The following is a 21,960-nucleotide window of genomic DNA, read 5'->3' as shown; positions in this document are numbered from 1 at the left end:
GGCTCTGTGGATGGGCCGGGCCCGTCAGGGTTTCGCGGAAGGATGCTCCAGCGTCAGCCAGCGCATCAGGCCCCGGCGCCGCGCTTCGGTCTCGGCCGTCAGGCACTCGTGGTAGAGGCGCGGCCCCTCGGGCAGCGCCTCGGTCGCCCGCGTCGCCTGCTTGCACCGGGCGATGCGCTCGCGCTGCCACGCGGCCTGCTCCTGCCGCAGCTGCGGCCGCTCGTGCGCCGACAGCGCCCGCATCACGTCGCCGTACAGCACCGCGATGGCCGTGTCCGCCTGCTGCCACGCCTGCACCGCACAGGCATTCGTCTCCGCCACGGTGCCTTGGGGATCGCAGGCCGCGCCGGCCTGGGCCAGGGCACCGGCACTGCACATTGAAACGGCGAGGGCTCCAGCGGCTCGGAATATTTCGGGCAGTCGTTGCCAAATCTTGGGAATGTCCATCCTTCGCTTGTACCACTGCGCCAGATACCGGCGCGGCCCAGGCCAGCGGCAGCCGCGCAAGGGCCGCCCCGCCGCGCTGGCTGCGTCCCCCATTCCCGCGCGCCAGCGCGAGAGAAGGGGGAAGGCGCGCAGCGCCTCAGGGGGATGTCACTTCATTCAGGACGTCACTTCAGACTGATGGTCGTGTTCACGCCGTGGCTGATCGTGCTGTCGTCGAACCACCGTGCCGTCACCGTCTTGGTCTGCGTGTAGAACAGCACCACCTGCTTGCCGTACGGCCCCAGGTCGCCCAGCTTGGAGGCGCGCGAGCCCGAGAACGAGAACAGCGGGACCGGCACGGGGATCGGCACGTTGATGCCCACCTGGCCCACGTCGATCTCTTCCTGGAACTTGCGTGCCGCCGCGCCCGACTGCGTGAAGATGGCGGTGCCGTTGCCGTTCGGGTTGTCGTTGATGAAGGCAATCGCCTCGTCGATGTCCTTCGCAGCACCAAGGCACAGCACCGGGCCGAAGATTTCCTGGTCGTAGATGGACATGCCGGGCTTCACGCCGCTGAACACCGTCGGGCCCACGAAGTTGCCCTTCTCGTAGCCGGCCACCTGGGGCTTGCGACCGTCCAGCTCCAGCGTGGCGCCATCGGCGATGCCGCGCTCGATCAGGCCCTCCACGCGTTCCCGCGCGGCGCACGATACCAGCGGGCCCACGTCCGTGCCTTTCTCGGTGCCGGCGCTCACCTTCAGCGTCTTCGCCTTGGCGACCAGCTCGGGAATCCAGTGCTGCGCCTCGCCCACCAGCACCACCACCGACAGTGCCATGCAGCGCTGGCCCGCGGCGCCGAAGGCCGCGCCCGCCAGGGCGTTGAGCGTCTGCTCCTTGTTGGCATCGGGCATGACGATGGCGTGGTTCTTCGCGCCCATCATGCACTGCACGCGTTTTCCGTTCAGGCTGGCGCGGTTGTACACGTGGGTGCCGACCTTCGTGGAGCCCACGAAGCTGATCGCCTTGATGTCCGGGTGGTCGCAGATCGCGTTCACCGCATCCTCCCCGCCGTGCACCACGTTCAGCACGCCCGGCGGCACGCCGGCCTCCAGCGCCAGCTCGCACAGGCGCATGGTCACCATCGGGTCCTGCTCGGAGGGCTTGAGCACGAAGGTATTGCCGGTGGCGATGGCCATCGGGAACATCCAGAGCGGGATCATGGCCGGGAAGTTGAACGGCGTGATGCCCGCGCACACGCCCAGCGGCTGCATCAGCGTATAGGTATCGACACCGCCCGCCACGTTGTTGGCCAGCTCGCCCAGCTGCAGGTTGCCGATGGCGCTGGCGTGCTCCACCACCTCCAGGCCGCGGAACACGTCGCCCTCGGCATCGGGCAGCGTCTTGCCCTGCTCGGCCGTCAGGATCGCGGCCAGCTCGGCCATGTTCTCGCGGATCAGTTGCTGGTATTTGAGGAAGATGCGCGCCCGCGCGCCGATCGCCGTCTTCTTCCAGGTCTTGAAGGCCTCCTTGCCCGAGGCCACGGCGGCATCGATCTCTTCGGGCGTGGCGAACGGCACGCGTGCCAGCACTTCCTGCGTGGCGGGGTTCACCACGTTGCGCCATTGCGTGGTCTTGGATTCGACGAACTGGCCGCCGATCAGCAGCTTGACCGTGGGCGCCAGGACGGCCGTGGATTGGGGGGCATTCATGCGCTTGTCTCCTGTCTGGGATGGAATCTCGGTGTGCCGGCGTGGAGCCGACAGGCCGACACATGCTATCCGTGCGAAATTGCAAGATCAATAGAGGAAAATCGCACGTATGCTTTGCGAATTTGCACACCACAATCGCCACCCCGCAGACTTGAGTGCTCACGATGGATTGGGAGAACCTCCGCTATTTCCTGGAACTGGCCCGCACCGGCACGCTGGCCGCCGCCGCGCGGCGCACGGGCGTGGAACACACGACCGTCGCGCGCCGCATCCAGGCCCTGGAAAAGCAGATGGGCGAATCGCTGTTCGCCCGCGAGGCGGGCGGGCACCGCCTGACCGAGGCCGGCCGCCACCTGCTGCCTGCCGTCGAGGCGATGGAGACGGCCGTGCTCGGCGTGGAGCGCGTGCGGCCCAGCGGCATCGGCCCGGTGGGCCTCGTGCGCGTCGGCGCCACGGAGGGTTTCGGCACGCAGGTGCTCGCGCCGCACCTGGCCCGGCTGACCCTGCAGTACCCCCACCTGAGCATCGATCTGCTGGCGCTGCCGCGCATGCTGCACCTGTCGCGGCGCGAGGCCGACATCGTCATTTCGCTGGAGCGGCCCACCCGCGGCGCCGTGATCGTCTCGAAGCTCGCGGACTACACGCTCCACCTCTACGGCCAGCGCGAATACCTGTCGGGCCGGCCTCCCGTCACGCGGCGCGAGGACCTGCGCCACCATGCCTTCGTGAGCTACGTGGACGATCTGCTGTTCACCAAGGAGCTGCAGTTCCTCGACCAGCTGGTGCCGCCCGAGCGCTTCGCGTTCCGCAGCACCAGCGTGACCGCGCAGTACGAAGCCGTGCGCGCCGGGGCGGGCCTCGCCGTGCTGCCGGCGTTCCTGGCCGACCGCGACCCGCTGCTCGCCCGCGTGCTCGAAGGAGAAGCCCGCTTCACACGCACGTTCTGGATGAGCATGCCGGCGGAGGCGAAATACCAGGCGCGCACCCAGGCGGTCTGGGGTTTTCTGAAGGACGTGGGGCAGCAGGAATCCGCCCGGCTGATGCCGGTCTAGGGGCCGCCGGCACCGCAGGCGCTGCCACGGCGCCGTGGACAGGTGTCAAATAATCGTTAATGGAATGCATGCTCGCCGAAGGCACTGCCTATGGATGGTGGCATGCCATCATTCCAACTTCCTGAGGACAACGAGGAAGGGCAGGGCAGGGCCAAGGCCGCAGACGACGGCATGGCCGCCCCGATCGAAGAGTGCTCCACACCCCCGCAGCCAGCGCCGCGGGGGTGTGGAGCAGGGCGTGCGGAACCCCGGGGTGCGGAGGGTGACGGGCACGGGCGCAGAGGCCGCATCGGCGCCGGCCAGCGTCCGCCGCGCGCGGGGATGGTCGCGGAAGCCCTAAGATGCCGGCCTCGCGCGGCTGCCGAATCCGGTGCGGCATGCGATTCCGATGCGGCATGCGTGCGGCATCCCGGTTGCCCGCTCCGTGCTGCGGCGCGATGTCGTGCCTCGTCGCATTGCTTTGCGTCGCATTGCGTTGCGTGGCCCGGCCATCCGCCGCGCCCGTGCCGGCACGCTGCGTCCTCCCGCTTTCCGAGCCGTCGCCTGGAACTCCTCTGCTTCCTGTCCTGTTCTTCTTTTCCCTTTTCCTTCCCTTTCCCTTGGAGCTTCCTGAATGACCCGTCAGGCCACGCCGCCGGCCCAGGGCCCGTCCGGCCCCGCGCACGAGAGCGAACATCTGCAGCGCACCCTCACCAACCGCCACATCCAGCTGATCGCCATCGGCGGCGCGATCGGCACCGGTCTCTTCATGGGCTCGGGCAAGACGATCAGCCTCGCCGGCCCGTCCATCGTTTTCGTCTACATGGTGATCGGCTTCGTCCTGTTCTTCGTGATGCGCGCGATGGGCGAGCTGCTGCTCTCCGACCTGCGCTACAAATCCTTCCTGGACTTCTCCGCCGATCTGCTCGGGCCCTGGGCCGGCTTCTTCACGGGCTGGACCTATTGGTTCTGCTGGATCGTCACCGGCATCGCCGACGTGATCGCCATCTCCGCCTACAGCCAGTTCTGGTTCCCGCAATTGCCGCAGTGGGCACCGGCGCTCGCCTGCGTCGGCCTGCTGCTGTCGCTGAACCTGCTCACCGTGAAGCTCTTCGGCGAGATCGAATTCTGGTTCGCCATGATCAAGATCGTCGCCATCGTGGCGCTGGTGGGCACCGGCCTCTACATGGTCTCCACCCATTTCGTCTCGCCCGCCGGCCACGAGGCGAGCCTGCGCCACCTGTGGAACGACGGCGGCATGTTCCCGCACGGGCTCATGGGCTTCTTCGCGGGCTTCCAGATCGCGGTGTTCGCGTTCTCGGGCATCGAACTCGTCGGCACCACTGCCGCGGAGGCGCAGGATCCGGAGCGCAGCCTGCCGCGCGCCATCAACTCCATTCCCATCCGCATCATCGTCTTCTACGTGCTCGCCCTCATCGCGATCATGGCCGTCACCCCGTGGCGCGAGGTGGTGCCCGGCAAGAGCCCGTTCGTCGAACTGTTCGTGCTGGCGGGGCTGCCGGCAGCGGCCGGGGTGATCAACTTCGTGGTGCTGACCTCGGCGGCTTCATCGGCCAACAGCGGCGTGTTCTCCACCAGCCGTATGCTCTACGGCCTGGCGCTCAAGGGCGACGCACCCCGCGCCTTCCAGAAGCTGTCCCGCCAGCACGTACCGTCGCGCGGGCTGCTGTTCTCCTGCACCTGCCTGCTGGCCGGCGCCGTGCTGATGTGGATCATTCCGGACCTGGTGGAGGCCTTCACGCTGGTCACCACCGTCTCGGCGATCCTCTTCATGTTCACCTGGTCGATGATCCTGCTGTCGTACATCGCCTACCGCCGCCAGCGCCCCGAGCGGCATGCGGCCTCCATCTACCGCATGCCCGGCGGCCTGGCGATGTGCGGCGTCTGCCTGGCGTTCTTCGTCTTCATCCTGGGGCTGCTCGCGCTGGAAGCCGACACGCGCCAGGCCCTGATCGCGACGCCGCTGTGGTTCGTGCTGCTCGCCGCGGCCTATGCCCTGATGCGCCCCGGCTCGCGCCAGGCCGGCGGGGCCGTGGCCGAACGCGGACGAGCGCCGGGCGCGGTGCGCGGACACGGTCACAGCCGCTGAAGCGCCGCTGCCGCTGACCCCTCCGACCTGCATCCCCGGCGCGGTGCAGCGCCGCGCAGGTTCTCGCAGGTCCGCGCCGTGCCCGTAGGCGGCGCGCGGCAGGCGCCCGAAAAGCCGGGTGCTTGCCGTCTTCTTCCGGCGATCGTCCGCCACCCGGCCGCGTACCCTTGCGGTGGGCGCCCGTGGCTGCGCGCCGGGCAGGGTGCCCGGGGCGCGCGGGAGCCCGTCCACCAGGAGCCAGCGGCCATGTCCCCCATCGTTTCCGGTCTCGCGTCCGTCGCGTCCATGCTGTTCAATGCGGCGTCCTCCTCCAAGGCGTCGGCCGGCACGGCGCGTCAGGGCAGCGATGCGCCGTCCGCACCCGATCCTTCCGCCATCGTCACCCTCAGCCAGGATGCCGGGGGGCTCGCGCGCCTGGCGGGCCAGGGCGTGCTGGCCTCGTCCGGCACGGTGGGCCAAACCCGTGTCGGCCTGCTGGGCGCGGGTGGCGCGGCCGGTGGCGCGCTGCAGGCCCTGTCCGCCAACAAGCCGGTGCCGAAGGAGGATTTCCAGGCGCTGCTCACCCGCTTCGGCGCCACGGATGCGCAGAAGGAGCAGCTCACGGCCGGCTTCGACGCGGACAAGGACGGCACCATCACGCGCGACGAGTTCCTGCAGGGCCTCGCACAGACGACCGGCCCGCAGGGCGGCGGAGAATTCGCGCAGTCGCTGCTGCGTCTCGTGGACCGGGGCGCCGCGGGCAATGGCGACGGCACCGTCGGCGCGGGCGAGCTGAGCGCGCTCACCACCGCCTTCGCCCAGCTGTCGCAACGCCCGCGCAACACCCTCTGAGCGGGTCGGGTGAATGCCGGCGGGGCACCGGCGGCATGCGGGTGAGGCTACAATTGGAGGCTTTCCCGCAAAAACGTCGCCCGGCCGCAACCAAAGCAATCCTTCCATAAAAGCAGCTTCCCAGGTTTCTCGCCGGGGGGCTCCGGGCGACCCGTAACCATCCGGAGAACCCAGTGCTTTTGTCTCTCAAGGGAACCTTCCCGCCCGCCATCCTGGCGCTCGCAGACGGCACGGTCTTTATTGGTCGCTCGATCGGTGCCGCCGGCACCACGGTCGGTGAAGTGGTGTTCAACACCGCCATCACCGGCTACCAGGAAATCCTCACCGACCCCAGCTATTGCCAGCAGATCGTCACGCTGACGTATCCGCACATCGGCAACTATGGCGTCAACTCCGAGGATGTCGAGGCCGACAAGATCCATGCCGCAGGTCTCATCATCAAGGACCTGCCCCTCCTGGCCAGCAATTTCCGCAGCACCGAGACGCTCTCGCAGTACCTCGCGCGCGGCAATACCGTGGCCATCGCCGACATCGACACCCGCAAGCTGACGCGCCTGCTGCGCGACAAGGGCGCGCAGAACGGCGCCATCCTCGGCCTGGGCGCCGGCGAATCCGTCACGCAGGCGCGCATCGACGAAGCTCTGGCCGCCGCCAAGGCCGCGCCGAGCATGAAGGGCCTGGACCTCGCCAAGGTGGTGAGCACGCAGAGCGCCTATGCCTGGGACCAGACCGAATGGACGCTGGGCGAAGGCTACGGCACCCAGTCGGCCCCGCGCTTCCACGTCGTGGCCTACGACTACGGCGTGAAGAAGAACATCCTGCGCATGCTGGCCGAGCGCGGCTGCAAGCTCACGGTGGTGCCCGCCACGATGCCCGTGGCCGAGGTGCTGGCCATGAACCCCGACGGCGTGTTCCTCTCCAACGGCCCCGGCGACCCGGCGCCCTGCGACTACGCCATCGAGGCCACGCGCCGCGTCATCGACGCGGGCGTGCCGCTCTTCGGCATCTGCCTGGGCCACCAGATCATGGCCCTGGCCTGCGGCGCCAAGACCTTCAAGATGGACAACAGCCACCACGGCGCGAACCATCCCGTGAAGGACCTGGACGACGGCCGCGTGAGCATCACCAGCCAGAACCACGGCTTCGCCGTGGAGGCCGATTCGCTGCCCGCCAGCCTGCGCGCCACCCACGTGAGCCTGTTCGACGGCACGCTGCAGGGCCTGGAGCACACGTCCAAGCCCGCGTTCTGCTTCCAGGGCCACCCCGAGGCATCGCCCGGCCCGCACGACATCGCCTATCTGTTCGACCGCTTCACGGCGCTGATGGAAAAGCACAAGACGGAGAACAAGAATGCCTAAGCGCAGCGACCTCAAATCGATCCTCATCATCGGCGCCGGCCCGATCATCATCGGCCAGGCCTGCGAGTTCGACTACTCCGGCGTGCAGGCCTGCAAGGCGCTGCGCGAAGAGGGCTACAAGGTCATCCTGATCAACAGCAACCCCGCGACGATCATGACCGACCCGGCCACGGCCGACGTCACCTACATCGAGCCGATCACTTGGCAGACGGTCGAGAAGATCATCGCCAAGGAGCGCCCGGACGCGATCCTGCCCACCATGGGCGGCCAGACCGCGCTGAACTGCGCGCTCGACCTGTGGCGCAACGGCGTGCTGCACAAGTACAAGGTGGAGCTGATCGGCGCCACGCCCGAGGCCATCGACAAGGCCGAGGACCGCCTGAAGTTCAAGGACGCGATGACCCGCATCGGCCTGGGCTCGGCGCGTTCCGGCATCGCCCACTCGATGGACGAGGCCTGGGCCGTGCAGCGCAGCGTGGGCTTCCCGACGGTGATCCGCCCCAGCTTCACGCTCGGCGGCACCGGCGGCGGCATCGCCTACAACCCGGAAGAGTTCGAGACCATCTGCAAGCGCGGCCTGGAAGCCTCGCCCACCAACGAGCTGCTGATCGAGGAATCGCTGCTCGGCTGGAAGGAGTACGAGATGGAAGTGGTCCGCGACAAGGCGGACAACTGCATCATCATCTGCTCCATCGAGAACCTGGACCCGATGGGCGTGCACACGGGCGACTCGATCACCGTGGCACCGGCGCAGACGCTCTCCGACAAGGAGTACCAGGTCCTGCGCAATGCCTCGCTGGCCGTGCTGCGCGAGATCGGCGTCGACACCGGCGGCTCCAACGTGCAGTTCTCCATCAACCCGAAGGACGGCCGCATGGTCGTCATCGAGATGAACCCGCGCGTGTCGCGCTCCTCGGCGCTGGCCTCCAAGGCCACGGGTTTCCCGATCGCCAAGGTCGCGGCCAAGCTGGCCGTGGGCTACACGCTCGACGAGCTGCGCAACGACATCACGGGCGGTGCCACGCCGGCCTCGTTCGAGCCCTCGATCGACTACGTGGTCACCAAGATCCCGCGTTTCGCGTTCGAGAAGTTCCCGACCGCCGACAGCCGCCTCACCACGCAGATGAAGTCCGTGGGCGAGGTGATGGCCATGGGCCGCACCTTCCAGGAATCCTTCCAGAAGGCCCTGCGCGGACTGGAAGTGGGCGTGGACGGCATGAACGAGAAGACCCAGGACCGCGAACTGCTCGAAAAGGAACTGGGCGAGCCCGGTCCCGAGCGCATCTGGTACGTGGGCGACGCATTCGCCATGGGCCTGTCGGTCGACGAGGTGTATGACCTCACCAAGATCGACAAGTGGTTCCTGGTGCAGATCGAGGAGATCGTGAAGATCGAGCTCGACCTCGACCGGCTCTGCGACGAGAAGGGCGAGGGCGCGCTGGCCGCGCTGGACGCCGACACGCTGCGCGTGCTCAAGAAGAAGGGCTTCTCCGACCGCCGCCTGGCCAAGCTGCTGAAGACCAACGAGAAAGCCGTCCGCGAGGCGCGCCGCGCGCTGAACGTGCGCCCCGTGTACAAGCGCGTGGACACCTGCGCCGCCGAATTCCCCACCAACACCGCCTACATGTACTCGACCTACGAGGAAGAGTGCGAGGCCGAGCCGTCTTCGAAGAAGAAGATCATGGTGCTGGGCGGCGGGCCGAACCGCATCGGCCAGGGCATCGAGTTCGACTACTGCTGCGTGCACGCCGCGCTCGCCATGCGCGAGGATGGTTACGAGACCATCATGGTCAACTGCAACCCCGAGACGGTCTCCACCGACTACGACACCTCCGACCGCCTGTACTTCGAGCCGCTCACGCTCGAAGACGTGCTGGAGATCGTCGACAAGGAAAAGCCCACGGGCGTGATCGTGCAGTACGGCGGCCAGACGCCGCTCAAGCTCGCGCTGGGCCTGGAGGCCGAAGGCGTGCCGATCATCGGCACCAGCCCGGACATGATCGATGCCGCGGAAGACCGCGAGCGCTTCCAGAAGCTGCTGCATGAACTGGGCCTGCGCCAGCCGCCCAACGCCACCGCCCGCACCGAGGCCGAGGCGCTGGAGAAGGCCGCCGCCCTGGGCTACCCGCTCGTGGTGCGCCCCAGCTACGTTCTGGGCGGCCGCGCGATGGAAATCGTGCACGAGCAGCGCGACCTCGAGCGCTACATGCGCGAGGCCGTCAAGGTGAGCAACGATTCCCCGGTGCTGCTGGACCGCTTCCTGAACGACGCGATCGAGTGCGACGTGGACTGCCTGCGCGACCCCGAAGGCAAGGTGTTCATCGGCGGCGTGATGGAGCACATCGAGCAGGCCGGCGTGCACTCGGGCGATTCCGCCTGCTCGCTGCCGCCGTACTACCTCTCCAAGGCCACGGTCGACGAGCTCAAGCGCCAGACCGCCGCCATGGCCGAGGGCCTGAACGTGGTGGGCCTGATGAACGTGCAGTTCGCCATCCAGGAGCGCGAAGAGAACGGCGCGCGGCAGGACGTGATCTACGTGCTGGAAGTGAACCCCCGCGCCTCGCGCACGGTGCCGTTCGTCTCCAAGGCCACGGGCATCCAGCTGGCGAAGGTGGCCGCGCGCTGCATGGCCGGCCAGTCGCTCGCATCCCAGGGCATCACCGAGGAGGTGACGCCGCCGTACTTCAGCGTGAAGGAAGCGGTGTTCCCCTTCGTGAAGTTCCCGGGCGTGGACACGATCCTCGGCCCCGAGATGAAGTCCACCGGCGAAGTGATGGGCGTGGGCAAGACCTTCGGCGAAGCCTTCGTCAAGAGCCAGCTCGGCGCCGGCACCAAGCTGCCCACCTCGGGCAAGGTGTTCCTCACGGTGAAGAACGGCGACAAGCCGCGCGCCGTGGCGATCGCCCGCGAACTCGCGGCCATGGGCTTCGACCTCGTGGCCACGAAGGGCACGGCCGCGGCCATCTCCGACGCCGGCGTGCCGGTCAAGGTGGTGAACAAGGTCACGGAAGGCCGCCCGCACATCGTGGACATGATCAAGAACGACGAGATCGTCATGGTCATCAACACGGTGGAGGAGCGCCGCAACGCGATCGCCGACTCGCGCGCGATCCGCACCAGCTCGCTGCAGGCCCGCGTGACCACCTTCACGACCATCTTCGGCGCCGAAGCCGCGGTGGAAGGCATGAAGCACCTGCAGAGCCTGGAGGTGTATTCGGTGCAGGAGCTGCACGCGCAGCTGGCCGCCGTGTGACGCCGCCGCCGTCCGCCCGTCCGCTGTCCCTTCCGGGATGGCGAACGGGTGGGGAATGGCGGGAAAAACCGGCATAATTTGCCGGTGACACAGACCGAGACCGCCGCGCGGCAACGCGCGGCGGTTTGCTTTTGGGGCGCCGCCGGGACACTCCCGGACTTCCGGCGCCGGTAGGCCGCGCCACGGGCGCGGCATGAGTTGAACGTGGAGACTGATTCAATGGCCACCATCCCCCTCACCAAGCGCGGCGCGGAAAAGCTCAAGGAAGAGCTGCACCGCCTGAAGACCGTCGAGCGGCCCTCCGTCATCAATGCCATCGCCGAGGCCCGCGCCCAGGGCGACCTGAGCGAGAACGCCGAATACGAAGCCGCCAAGGACCGCCAGGGCTTCATCGAAGGCCGCATCCAGGAAGTGGAGGGCAAGCTGTCCGCCGCACAGGTGATCGATCCCTCGCAGCTCGACGCGGGCGGCAAGGTCGTGTTCGGCGCCACGGTGGACCTCGAGGACGAGGAATCCGGCGACCGCGTGACCTACCAGATCGTCGGCGAAGACGAGGCGGACCTCAAGCAGGGCCTGATCAACGTGTCGAGCCCGATCTCGCGCGCGCTCATCGGCAAGGAAGAGGGCGACACGGCCGAGGTGCAGGCACCCGGCGGCCTGCGCCGCTACGAGGTCGTGGGCGTCCGTTACCTCTGATCCGTCCGCCGCCTCGGCACGGCCGGACACCCCAGGAGCCCGCGATGCGACAACGCCTTCCCGTCCTGCTGGCCGCCCTCTGGTGGGGCAGTCTGTCGGCGATCGGCTTCCTGGCCGTGCCGATGCTCTTCAAGCACCTGCCGACGCCGGCCATGGCCGGCACCCTTGCGGCACGCCTGTTCGAGGCGCAGACCTTCGTCTCCGCCGGCTGTGGCCTGGCCCTGCTGCTGGCCTCCATGCGCCGGGGCGACGCGCCTCAGGAGGCCTGGGCACGCGATGCCATGCCCTGGATCATCGGCGGCATGCTGCTGGCCCTGCTGGTGCAGTTCGGCGTGGCACCGCGCATCGTGGCCCGCACCGATCTGCGCCTCTGGCATAGCGTGGGCACGGCGATGTATGCCGTGCAGTGGATCTGCGCGCTGCGCGTGCTGCTGCGCGTGTCGGGGCCGCCGCGCTGACCGGCTCCCGATGGTTCTGAACCTGCGGGCACCGGCCCGCAGTGCGCCGCTCACTCGCGCCAGTGCTCCGCCACCCAGAGCGTGGGCTCGATGTGGCGCCAGCGCCGGTTGCGCCGTCCCGCCAGCGCATCGGGCGGGTTGCATTCCCCGTGGAAGATCACGATGCGCGCGCCCGGCGGGATCGCGGGCGGCCGCCAGTAGTTGGCCGGCCAGCGCGGGATGCTGTGGTACTTGAAGCTCGGGCACCACGGCGCGGGCCAGTAGCTCAGCTTGCCTTGCTGGTGCAGGAAGTCGGACAGGTAGGCCTGCTCGTTGCGGAAGTTCGAGCGGATCGCATCGAAGTGGTCGCGGAAGTAGGCGAGCACGTCCGGGTGCGCGCCGATCTCGAAGCGGTAGACCGAAGAATTGCCGGTGACCCGCCAGGGCCGCTTGTAGTCGTGGATGATGACGAATTCGCCCGGCTGCGTGAAGAAGTCGTCCAGCGGGCCGACGACCACCACGTCCACGTCGAGGAACAGCGCCGGGCCGCGCAGCCCGTACAGGTCAGGGTGGAAGGTGGCGAGCTTGGTCCATCCGCGCTCGGGAATGCCTTCGGGCAGCTCGAGCGCCGGAATCGGGAAGCACTCCACCTCGCCGCGGATGCCGCGCGTGTCGTCCGTGAGGCACACGAAGCGGAACGGGCCCGTCAGGTGCCGACGCACCATCGCGTAGAGGCGGTTGACGTACTCCGGGCCGTACTTCGTGCCCCACTTCATGCAGAGCACGTGGCGCTGAGGGGAATCCCGCATCGGGAAATCGGCTGCCGTGCTCATTTCAGTGATGGATGGCGCGATATCCGGTGCTGCGTCACCTGGCCGAGGGCCGCGGAGCAGGCCATGCCGGCAGACGCCGCGGAACGGGCTTTGCCCGGCCGCTGGCGTCGTTCCCCTGCCCGCCGTGCGCAGCACGGCGAGAGCGGGGGGAAGCGGCGAAGCCGCTCAGGAGGGTGTCGTCGCATCAGTCGGCTTGGCGCTTCTTGACGGAGGTTTGCTTGGGCTTCTTGGCCCGCTTGATCTGGCCGCCGGGCGTCAGGCGCTGGTTGCCCAGCACGCGCAGTTGCTTCACTTCCGGGCGCTGGCCGCCGCGCTTGCTGAATTTCAGCACCTTGATGTCGCGCGGGCCGGGCATGCGGTCCTCGTCGACCGTCTTGGCCTTCTGCGCCGGAGGGCGCCAGAGCACGATGAGCTTGCCGATGTGCTGGATGGGGGCGGCATCCAGTTCGTCGGCCAGTTTCTGGTAGATCTGGTCGCGCGCGGCACGGTCGTCGCCGAGAATGCGCACCTTGATCAGGCCGTGGGCCGACAGCGCGGCATCGACCTCTTTCTGGACCGCTGCGGTGAGGCCGTCGCCTCCGATCATCACCACGGGGTCCAGGTGGTGGGCGTTGGCGCGGTGTTCCCGGCGCTCCGCGGGGGTCAATTGGATTTGGGGCATGGACCGTATTATCGAGGCAGGATGAAAGCCAACACGAAAAGCAAGAAGGTGAACAAGGCGTGGCTGCACGACCACGTCAACGACACCTACGTCAAACTCGCCCAGAAAGAGGGCTACCGCGCACGCGCCGCCTACAAGCTCAAGGAGATCGACGAGACCCTCGGGCTCATCCGCCCCGGCCAGGTGGTGGTCGATCTCGGCTCCTCGCCCGGCGCCTGGAGCCAGTACCTCCGGCGGCGCATGGCGCCCTCCGGCGCGGCCACCGGGCAGCTCAACGGCACGCTGATCGCGCTCGACATCCTGCCGATGGAGCCGATCGAGGGCGTCACCTTCCTGCAGGGCGACTTCCGCGAAGAGGACGTGCTCGCCCGCCTGCAGGAGACCGTGCAGGGGCGGCCGGTGGACGTGGTGGTGTCCGACATGGCGCCCAATCTCTCGGGCGTGGAGTCGGTGGATGCGGTGCGGATCGCCCACCTGATCGAGCTGGCCGTGGATTTCGCGCAGCAGCACCTCAAACCCGACGGCGCGCTGGTGGTGAAGCTCTTCCATGGCAGCGGCTATGCGCAGCTGGTGCAGCTCTTCAAGGAGAGTTTCCGCACCGTCAAATCGGTCAAGCCCAAGGCCTCGCGCGACAAATCCTCGGAAACCTTTCTCGTCGGCATGGGATTGCGCAAATAACCGCGCGGGAAATCGCCCCGGGCGGGTGACGGCCGACGCGCCGTGCCCGCGACGGCCTGGCACGCTTCCTATGGTGACCATAGCCGCGGTTGGGGTAAAGGCGCGCGGCCGAATGCCTTGAAAGGCCTAAAATGCGCCCTAAATGCGCAGGAACATGCCGTCGGTGAGTCTCTGATCCGGCCATTGTTCTCCCCCTCGATTCTGGAGCCCCGCTTTGAACAATCAATGGTTTTCGAAAATTGCCGTGTGGCTCGTGATCGCCATGGTGCTTTTCACGGTGTTCAAGCAATTCGACACCCGTGCGGGCGCCAGCGCCGGCAATATCGGGTATTCGGAATTCCTTGATGAAGTGCGTGGCGGCCGCATCAAGAACGCCACCATCCAGGAAGGACAGGGCGGCACCGAGATCGTCGCCACCACCAACGACGAGCGCAAGGTCCGCACCACGGCCACCTACCTCGACCGCGGCCTGGTCGGCGACCTGATCAGCAACAACGTCAAGTTCGACGTCAAGCCCCGCGAGGAAGGCTCCCTGCTGATGACCCTGCTCGTGAGCTGGGGCCCGATGCTGCTGCTGATCGGCGTCTGGGTGTACTTCATGCGGCAGATGCAGGGCGGAGGCAAGGGCGGCGCCTTCAGCTTCGGCAAGAGCAAGGCGCGCATGCTTGACGAGAACAACAACACCGTCACGTTCTCCGACGTGGCCGGCTGCGACGAGGCCAAGGAAGAAGTCAAGGAAGTCGTCGACTTCCTGAAGGATCCGCAGAAATTCCAGAAGCTGGGTGGCCGCATCCCGCGCGGCCTGCTGCTGGTCGGCCCTCCCGGCACCGGCAAGACGCTGCTGGCCAAGTCCATCGCCGGCGAGGCCAAGGTGCCGTTCTTCAGCATCTCCGGCTCCGATTTCGTCGAGATGTTCGTCGGCGTGGGCGCGGCCCGCGTGCGCGACATGTTCGAGAACGCCAAGAAGAACGCACCCTGCATCATCTTCATCGATGAAATCGACGCGGTGGGCCGCCAGCGCGGTGCCGGCCTGGGTGGCGGCAACGACGAGCGCGAGCAGACCCTCAACCAGATGCTGGTCGAGATGGACGGCTTCGAAACCAACCTCGGCGTGATCGTCGTGGCGGCCACCAACCGTCCCGACATCCTGGACCAGGCGCTGCTGCGCCCCGGTCGTTTCGACCGACAGGTCTATGTCACGCTGCCCGACATCCGCGGCCGCGAACAGATCCTGAACGTGCACATGCGCAAGGTTCCGGTGGGCCAGGACGTGAACGCGGCGGTCATCGCCCGCGGCACCCCCGGCATGTCCGGCGCCGATCTGGCCAACCTCTGCAACGAGGCTGCGCTGATGGCCGCACGCCGCAATGCGCGCACCGTCGAGATGCAGGACTTCGAGAAGGCCAAGGACAAGATCATCATGGGCCCCGAGCGCAAGAGCATGGTCATGCCCGAGGAAGAGCGCCGCAACACGGCCTACCACGAGTCCGGTCACGCCCTGATCGGCAAGCTGCTGCCCAAGTGCGACCCGGTGCACAAGGTCACCATCATCCCGCGCGGCCGTGCGCTGGGTGTCACGATGAGCCTGCCCGAGAAGGACCGCTACAGCTACGACCGCGAGTTCATGCTCAACCAGATCAGCATGCTGTTCGGCGGCCGGATCGCGGAAGAGGTCTTCATGAACCAGATGACCACCGGCGCGAGCAACGACTTCGAGCGCGCCACCTCGATCGCCCGCGACATGGTCACGCGCTACGGCATGACCGAGGCCCTGGGCCCCATGGTGTATGCCGAGAACGAGGGCGAGGTGTTCCTCGGCCGTTCGGTCACCAAGACGAACAACATGAGCGAGCAGACGATGGAGAAGGTGGACGGCGAAGTCCGCCGCATCATCGACGAGCAGTACGCCCTGGCGCGCAAACTCATCGAGGACAACCAGGACAAGATGCACGCCATGGCGAACGCCCTGCTCGAATGGGAGACCATCGACACCGAGCAGCTCGACGACATCATGGCCGGCAAGCCGCCGCGCCCGCCCAAGGACTGGACGCCCCGCACGCCGTCGTCCGGCGGCGACAACTCCTCCGGTGGCGGCACGCCCGCGCCGGTGGCGAGCGATACGGCGCCCACCGCGGCGTGACGCGGGAGAACCAACCCCCTTCCGGGGTTCGTGCAAACGGGGCTTCGGCCCCGTTTCTGCGTTTTCCGCGCCTGGAGCGCAGCGTCGTGCGCCATTGCGCTCCATCCCCGGCGACCGCTGCGATGATCTCCGTTCCATTCATTGCTTTCCTTGACTGAACCGGCTCTCCGCATGCATTGGCAGACCTCGCGGTTTCGCATCGACCTCTCGCGCCCGCGTGTGATGGGCATCCTGAACACCACGCCGGATTCGTTTTCCGACGGAGGCCGCCACCAGGCGGTCGCGGATGCGCTGCGCCGCGGCGAGGAGATGCTGCGCCAGGGCGCAGACATCCTCGATATCGGAGGTGAGTCCACCCGGCCGGGCAGCCCGGCCGTGCCGCTCGACGAAGAGCTGGCGCGCGTCCTGCCCGTGGTGAAGGCCGCCGTCGGCTGGGGTGTGCCGGTTTCCGTGGATACCTACAAGCCCGCGGTGATGCGGGCAGTGCTCGACCTGGGAGCCGACATCGTCAACGACATCTGGGCGCTGCGGCAACCGGGCGCGGTGGAGGCGGTGGCCGGGCATGCGCAATGCGGGGTGTGCCTGATGCACATGCACGGCGATCCGCAGACCATGCAGACTGCGCCCATGCACGGCGACCCGGTGGAGCCGGTGCGCGCTTTCCTCGCGTCACGCGCCGCGGAACTGCGCGGCCGGGGCGTGGAGGCTTCCCGGATCGTGCTCGACTGCGGCATCGGCTTCGGCAAGACGGTGGAGCAGAACTTCGCGCTGCTGGCCCGGCAGAACGAACTGGCTGCCGATAGCGGCCATGCCTGGCTGGCGGGCTGGTCGCGCAAGTCCTCGCTGGGCGCCGTGACCGGGCTGCCCGTGGAAGAACGCATGGCCCCGAGCGTGGCCGCGGCGCTGCTGTCGGTGGAGCGCGGAGCGCGCATCGTGCGGGTGCATGATGTGACGGAGACGGTCGCGGCCCTGCAGGTCTGGAACGCGGCGCGGCCACCGGTGCAGGAGCCGATGGGGCGCCCCGCTGCATAACAACAACGGAACGACAAGGAGATCTACGCATGGCCCGTAAATATTTCGGAACGGACGGTATCCGCGGAACCGTGGGACAGGCGCCCATCACGCCGGACTTCGTCCTGCGGCTGGCGCACGCCGTCGGTCGCGTGCTGCGGCGCACCGAAGAGCGCCCCACGGTGCTGATCGGCAAGGACACCCGCATCTCCGGCTACATGCTGGAGAGCGCGCTGGAGTCGGGCTTCAATTCCGCCGGGGTGGACGTGGTGCTGCTCGGGCCGCTGCCCACGCCCGGCGTGGCCTACCTGACCCGCGCGCAGCGCGCGAGCCTGGGCGTGGTGATCAGCGCCAGCCACAATGCCTATCCCGACAACGGCATCAAGTTCTTCAGCGCCCGCGGCACCAAGCTGCCCGACGAGTGGGAACTGGCCGTGGAGGCGGCGCTGGACGAGGCGCCGAGCTGGGCGGATTCCGCCTCGCTCGGCAAGGCGCGCCGCCTGGAAGACGCCGCCGGCCGGTACATCGAGTTCTGCAAGAGCACGTTCCCGCAGGACCTGACGCTGCGCGGCGTGAAGATCGTCGTGGACGCCGCGCACGGCGCGGCCTACCACATCGCGCCCAAGGTGTTCCATGAACTGGGCGCCGAGGTGCTGGCGATCGGCTGCGCGCCGGACGGCCTCAACATCAACCACCAGGTCGGTGCCACCCATCCGGACGCGCTCGTCCGGGCGGTGCGCGCCAACCGCGCCGATTACGGCGTCGCGCTCGACGGCGACGCGGACCGGCTGCAGATGGTGGATGCCGCCGGCCGCCTCTACAACGGCGACGAGCTGCTCTATCTCATGGCCTGCGACCGGCTGGCACGCGGCGAGCGCCTGCCCGGCGTGGTGGGTACGCTCATGACCAACATGGCGGTGGAGCTGGCGCTCAAGGCCGACGGCGTGGAGCTGGTGCGCGCCAAAGTCGGCGACCGCTACGTGCTGGAAGAGCTGGCGCGCCACGGCTGGCTGCTGGGCGGCGAGGGCTCCGGCCATCTGCTGGCGCTGGACCGCCACACCACGGGCGACGGCCTCGTCAGCGCGCTGCAGGTGCTGCAGGCCTGCGTGCGCAGCGGGCGCAGCCTGGCGCAGTCGCTGGAGCGCGTGCGGCTCTTTCCGCAGGTGCTGGTCAACGTGCGGCTGCTCCCCGGCCAGGACTGGAAAACCAACGCCGTGCTGCAGGACGCGCTGCGCTCGGTCGAAGCGGAACTGGGCAGCGAGGGCCGCGTGCTGGTGCGGGCGAGCGGGACCGAGCCGCTGCTGCGCGTGATGGTCGAGACCGCGGACGCGGACCGCGCCAGCCATTTCGCGCACCAGCTGGCGGACGCGGCCCGGGCGGGCTGAAGCGGCCGCACGGGCGCGGTCAGCCGCCGATGGCGAGCCGGCGCTGCAGCAGCAGGGGGGTGATGTGTTCGGCGGACTGGGGCCGGCTGAAATAGTAGCCCTGCGCCTCGTCGCAGCCCTGTTCCCGCAGGTATTCGAGCTGTTCGGCCGTCTCCACCCCTTCGGCGGTGGTGCGGATGCCCAGGGCCTGCGCCATGCGGATGATGGCGCTCACGATGGCCCGGTCGTTGCTGTCCACGCCCAGGTCGCGCACGAAGGACTGGTCGATCTTGAGCTTGTAGATCTGGAAGCGCTTCAACTGGCTCAGCGATGAATAGCCGGTGCCGAAATCGTCCATCGACATCCGCACGCCGCGCGCGAACAGCTGGTCCATGGTGGCGATGGCCGAGCGCGGGTCGTCCACGGCGACGCCCTCGGTCAGCTCCAGCTCGAGCCGCTGGGGAACGAGCTGCGTTTCGTCCAGGATCCGGCTGACGAGTTCGGGCAACTGCGGCTGGCGGAACTGCAGTGCCGAAAGATTCACGGCCACCGACAGCCAGCCCAGGCCCATGCCGTGCCAGACCTGCAGCTGCGCCAGCGCCGTCCGCATGACCCATTCGCCGATCTGCAGGATCTGCCCGCTGTCTTCGGCGATCGGGATGAATTCCGCGGGCGACACCGACCCCAGCTCCGGATGCTGCCACCGCATCAGGGCTTCCACGCTCCGGATCTCGCCGGTGGCGATGGTGATCTGCGGCTGGTAATGCAGCTGCAGCTGGCCGCGCTCCAGCGCACGGCGCAGGGCGTTCTCCAGCCGCAGCGCGCGCACCGACTGCGCCTGCATCTCCGGCGTGAAGAAGCGGTAGGTGTTGCGGCCGTCGAGCTTGGCCCGGTACATCGCCACGTCCGCCGACTGCGTGAGCGTCTCGAAATCGCTGCCGTCGCTCGGGAAGAGGGCGATGCCCATGGACGGCGCCATGGTGAGTTCGTGGTGGCCGATCTGGTAGGCCTGGCGCGACGCCTCCTGCAGCTTGGTGGCCACGCGCGCCGCGCCGTGCGCGTTCGCTCCGGGCAGCAGCAGGATGAATTCGTCGCCCCCGAGCCGCGAGACGGTATCGCGGTCGCGCACCACGGCCCGCAGGCGTTTGGCGATCTCGACGAGCAGGGCATCGCCCACGCGGTGGCCGAGCGAATCGTTGACGTGCTTGAAATGGTCCAGATCCAGGAACACCACGGCCAGCGGCGTGCCGTTCTCCTGGGCCACGCGGATCGCATGCTGGGCGCGTTCGGCCAGCAGGGTCCGGTTCGGCAGCCCGGTGAGCGGATCGTAGTGGGCCAGCCAGTAGATGCGCTCCTGGTCGTGCTTGCGGTCGTTGATCTCGCGGTGCAGGCTCTCGACGGTTTCGCTCAGCTGCCGGGTGCGTTCCCGGACCTGGTGCTCGAGCTCGGCATGCATGCGCGCGAGTTCGGCCTGCGTCTTGCGCTGTTCGCTCACGTCCAGGGCGATGCAGATGGCACCCTGGCCGGGGTGCAGCGGATCGAGCGCCCGGCTGCGCACTTCGCAGACCACCGTGCGTCCGTCCTTCGCGCGCAGTTCGATCTCGCCGGTGAAGCCGGTCGCATCCTCCTGGCCACCGGAGCCGCCATGGCCGCGCTCCACCGCCGCCCAGTCCTCGTCGCTGAAATGCCAGTGGCGGGGCGAGCCTTCGGCCAGCTCGCCGGGCGCATAGCCCAGCATCTGCTCGAAATGGCGGTTGCAGCGGGTCAGCCGGTGGCCGCGCACGAAGGCGATGCCCACCATCGCATGGTCGAACAGGGCCTGCTTCTCCCGCACGGCGGCCTGCAGGCGGACCTGTGCGTGGCGATGCTCGTCGATGTCGTCGACGATCCAGATGGAGCCTTCCGACGTGTCGGCGGGATTGATGAGACGCCCCGTGAGACTGGCCCAGAAGAGCCGGCCGTTCTTGCGCTGCATCTGGCACTCGCAGCGGTAGGGCAGGCCGCGGGAGAGCGTCGGATAGGCCGCCCGGCCCAGGGCGCGGAATGCCGCGGTGCTCGGGTACAGGCTCTGGCTGCTCAGGCCGATCGCCTCGTGGGTGGAGGCGTAGCCGAAGATCTCCGCATAGCGGGGATTGCAGCGCACCACCTGCCGCTGCCGGATGAAAACGATGCCCACGCCCGCGCTGTCCAGCAGCGTCTGCTGCTCCCGGAGAAGGCGCTCCACCGCCGGGCCGCTGGGTGTCGCCAGGACAGGCATGGACCGGACGTTGGAAGAAAGCATGGGGGGATGGAGGGGGCCTGTGCCTCGGAGCCGGCAGGGCGCCAAAGTGTAGCAGCCTGTTTCCGCCAACAGGGCAGGGCATACCACGAGTGCGCGCCCGATCACCGTGGGAGAGCGCGCCGATTTCCCGATGCTGTCACGAAGGCGCCATGGTCACGACACCGCGCTGTCATGCCCCGCTGCGACATTGTCCAGCGCGGCGGCGTGCCATCACGCCCTCCGACGGTTCAACGGTCCATTGGGAGTATTTCGTGAGCGACCTTCCTGTTCCCACCCTGCCCCTGTCTCCGGACATGTCCTTCCGGAGGTCTCTTCATCGACCGGGTCCTGTGGAGGTTCCGGCGCCCCGGCGCGATTCGTCCGCTGTCCCATGCATCGAGGTCTCCTGGGCCCGTGACGCCTCGGAAGTCCGGGAAGCGCAGCGTCTGAGGTATCTCGTGTTCGCGGGCGAGATGGGCGCGCGGCTGGACACCGCCGTCCCCGGCCACGACGTGGACGCGTTCGATGCCTATTGCGAGCACCTGCTGGTCCGCGACACGGAGACGCGCGCCGTGATCGGCACCTACCGGGTGCTCACCCCCGCGCAGGCCCTGCGCGCCGGCGGGCTCTACAGCGACACGGAATTCGATCTGGCCAGGCTCGCGCACCTGCGGGGCCGCATGGTGGAGCTGGGCCGCAGCTGCGTACATCCCGACCACCGCCACGGCGGTGTCATCATGGCGCTCTGGGGCGCGCTCGCGGATTTCATGGTGCGCAACCGGCTGGACACCATGATCGGCTGCGCCAGCATTCCGATGCTGCACAACGGCGTGCTGAGCGGCAACGCGGCCGCCAGCATCTGGGCCCAGCTCCGCGCCACCCACCTCGCGGCCCCGGAATACGCAGTGTCTCCGCGCCTTCCCCTGCCCGTGGAGCAGCTCGACGGCTCGCTGGCCGTGGAGCCTCCCGCACTCATCAAGGGCTACCTGCGCCTCGGGGCGCGCGTGCTGGGCGCTCCCGCCTGGGACCCGGACTTCAACACGGCCGACCTGCCGATGCTCATGCGCATCGACGACCTGCCGAGCCGCTACCGCAAGCATTTCCTTGGATAACCGCGCCGCAGAGACCAGAATGGAGCCAGGGCGTCCGCGTATGACAGAGA

17 protein-coding genes are annotated in these 21,960 nt (G+C 68.2%); 12 read left to right on the top strand and 5 right to left on the bottom strand.

The window, feature by feature from the left end:
* Window positions 1-24: 24 nt before the first annotated feature.
* Window positions 25-447: a lysozyme inhibitor LprI family protein gene (locus Q9R47_RS04915; RefSeq protein WP_311232089.1), complete on the bottom strand. Its 423-nt coding sequence runs from the start codon at window positions 445-447 to the stop codon at window positions 25-27.
* A 164-nt stretch (window positions 448-611) separates the two neighbouring features.
* Window positions 612-2,135 (bottom strand): CoA-acylating methylmalonate-semialdehyde dehydrogenase, encoded by a 1,524-nt coding sequence (locus tag Q9R47_RS04910; protein WP_311232088.1) that lies wholly within the window; start codon window positions 2,133-2,135, stop codon window positions 612-614.
* 164 nt (window positions 2,136-2,299) lie between these two features.
* Here Q9R47_RS04910 and Q9R47_RS04905 point away from each other — a divergent pair, with 164 nt between their 5' ends.
* The 7 genes from Q9R47_RS04905 (at window position 2,300) to Q9R47_RS04875 (ending at window position 11,872) form a co-directional block, all read left to right on the top strand.
* The gene (locus tag Q9R47_RS04905) at window positions 2,300-3,187 is read left to right on the top strand and encodes a LysR family transcriptional regulator (protein ID WP_311232087.1); all 888 of its coding nucleotides are present in this window, start codon (window positions 2,300-2,302) and stop codon (window positions 3,185-3,187) included.
* Window positions 3,188-3,800: 613 nt separating this feature from the next.
* Window positions 3,801-5,276, top strand: coding sequence for a D-serine/D-alanine/glycine transporter (gene cycA, locus Q9R47_RS04900; RefSeq protein ID WP_311232086.1), 1,476 nt, complete (start codon window positions 3,801-3,803; stop codon window positions 5,274-5,276).
* Between the two features lie 246 nt (window positions 5,277-5,522).
* Window positions 5,523-6,107: an EF-hand domain-containing protein gene (locus Q9R47_RS04895; protein WP_311232085.1), complete on the top strand. Its 585-nt coding sequence runs from the start codon at window positions 5,523-5,525 to the stop codon at window positions 6,105-6,107.
* Window positions 6,108-6,280: 173 nt separating this feature from the next.
* Window positions 6,281-7,465: a glutamine-hydrolyzing carbamoyl-phosphate synthase small subunit gene (gene carA / locus Q9R47_RS04890; protein ID WP_311232084.1), complete on the top strand. Its 1,185-nt coding sequence runs from the start codon at window positions 6,281-6,283 to the stop codon at window positions 7,463-7,465.
* Entirely contained in the window at window positions 7,458-10,718 is a 3,261-nt protein-coding gene (carB, locus tag Q9R47_RS04885; RefSeq protein ID WP_311232083.1) for a carbamoyl-phosphate synthase large subunit, read from the top strand. Before carA ends, carB begins: the two co-directional genes overlap by 8 nt.
* Before the next feature lie 219 nt (window positions 10,719-10,937).
* Window positions 10,938-11,414: a transcription elongation factor GreA gene (greA, locus tag Q9R47_RS04880; RefSeq protein WP_311232082.1), complete on the top strand. Its 477-nt coding sequence runs from the start codon at window positions 10,938-10,940 to the stop codon at window positions 11,412-11,414.
* Window positions 11,415-11,458: 44 nt separating this feature from the next.
* Window positions 11,459-11,872, top strand: coding sequence for a DUF4149 domain-containing protein (locus Q9R47_RS04875; protein WP_311232081.1), 414 nt, complete (start codon window positions 11,459-11,461; stop codon window positions 11,870-11,872).
* Window positions 11,873-11,922: 50 nt separating this feature from the next.
* Here Q9R47_RS04875 and Q9R47_RS04870 read toward each other — a convergent pair whose 3' ends face one another.
* Together Q9R47_RS04870 and Q9R47_RS04865 are read right to left on the bottom strand one after the other, a co-directional pair.
* On the bottom strand, window positions 11,923-12,684 hold the full coding sequence (locus Q9R47_RS04870; RefSeq protein ID WP_311232080.1) for a glycosyltransferase: 762 nt from the start codon (window positions 12,682-12,684) through the stop codon (window positions 11,923-11,925).
* A gap of 184 nt (window positions 12,685-12,868) precedes the next feature.
* Window positions 12,869-13,345 carry a YhbY family RNA-binding protein gene (locus Q9R47_RS04865; RefSeq protein ID WP_311232079.1) on the bottom strand — a complete coding sequence of 159 codons (477 nt, stop codon included), beginning with the start codon at window positions 13,343-13,345 and terminating at the stop codon, window positions 12,869-12,871.
* A 21-nt stretch (window positions 13,346-13,366) separates the two neighbouring features.
* Here Q9R47_RS04865 and Q9R47_RS04860 point away from each other — a divergent pair, with 21 nt between their 5' ends.
* The 4 genes from Q9R47_RS04860 (at window position 13,367) to glmM (ending at window position 18,559) form a co-directional block, all read left to right on the top strand.
* Entirely contained in the window at window positions 13,367-14,023 is a 657-nt protein-coding gene (locus Q9R47_RS04860) for an RlmE family RNA methyltransferase (RefSeq protein ID WP_311232078.1), read from the top strand.
* 214 nt (window positions 14,024-14,237) lie between these two features.
* Entirely contained in the window at window positions 14,238-16,163 is a 1,926-nt protein-coding gene (gene ftsH, locus Q9R47_RS04855) for an ATP-dependent zinc metalloprotease FtsH (RefSeq protein WP_311232077.1), read from the top strand.
* Window positions 16,164-16,334: 171 nt separating this feature from the next.
* Entirely contained in the window at window positions 16,335-17,195 is an 861-nt protein-coding gene (gene folP / locus Q9R47_RS04850) for a dihydropteroate synthase (RefSeq protein WP_311232076.1), read from the top strand.
* A 29-nt stretch (window positions 17,196-17,224) separates the two neighbouring features.
* Window positions 17,225-18,559, top strand: coding sequence for a phosphoglucosamine mutase (gene glmM, locus Q9R47_RS04845; protein WP_311232075.1), 1,335 nt, complete (start codon window positions 17,225-17,227; stop codon window positions 18,557-18,559).
* Between the two features lie 19 nt (window positions 18,560-18,578).
* Here the strand turns inward: glmM and Q9R47_RS04840 are convergent, their stop codons facing one another.
* Complete coding sequence (locus Q9R47_RS04840; RefSeq protein ID WP_311232074.1) at window positions 18,579-20,819, bottom strand: EAL domain-containing protein; 2,241 nt, start codon at window positions 20,817-20,819, stop codon at window positions 18,579-18,581.
* 251 nt (window positions 20,820-21,070) lie between these two features.
* Between Q9R47_RS04840 and Q9R47_RS04835 the strand changes: the two genes are divergently transcribed.
* Entirely contained in the window at window positions 21,071-21,910 is an 840-nt protein-coding gene (locus Q9R47_RS04835; protein ID WP_311232073.1) for a GNAT family N-acyltransferase, read from the top strand.
* The last annotated feature ends 50 nt before the right edge of the window (window positions 21,911-21,960 follow it).

It is taken from the genome of Acidovorax sp. PRC11, from assembly GCF_031844105.1.
Lineage (GTDB): Bacteria > Pseudomonadota > Gammaproteobacteria > Burkholderiales > Burkholderiaceae_C > Paracidovorax.
The sequence above is the reverse complement of the archived record's forward strand: the minus strand, read 5'-3'. Positions and strand labels throughout refer to the sequence as shown.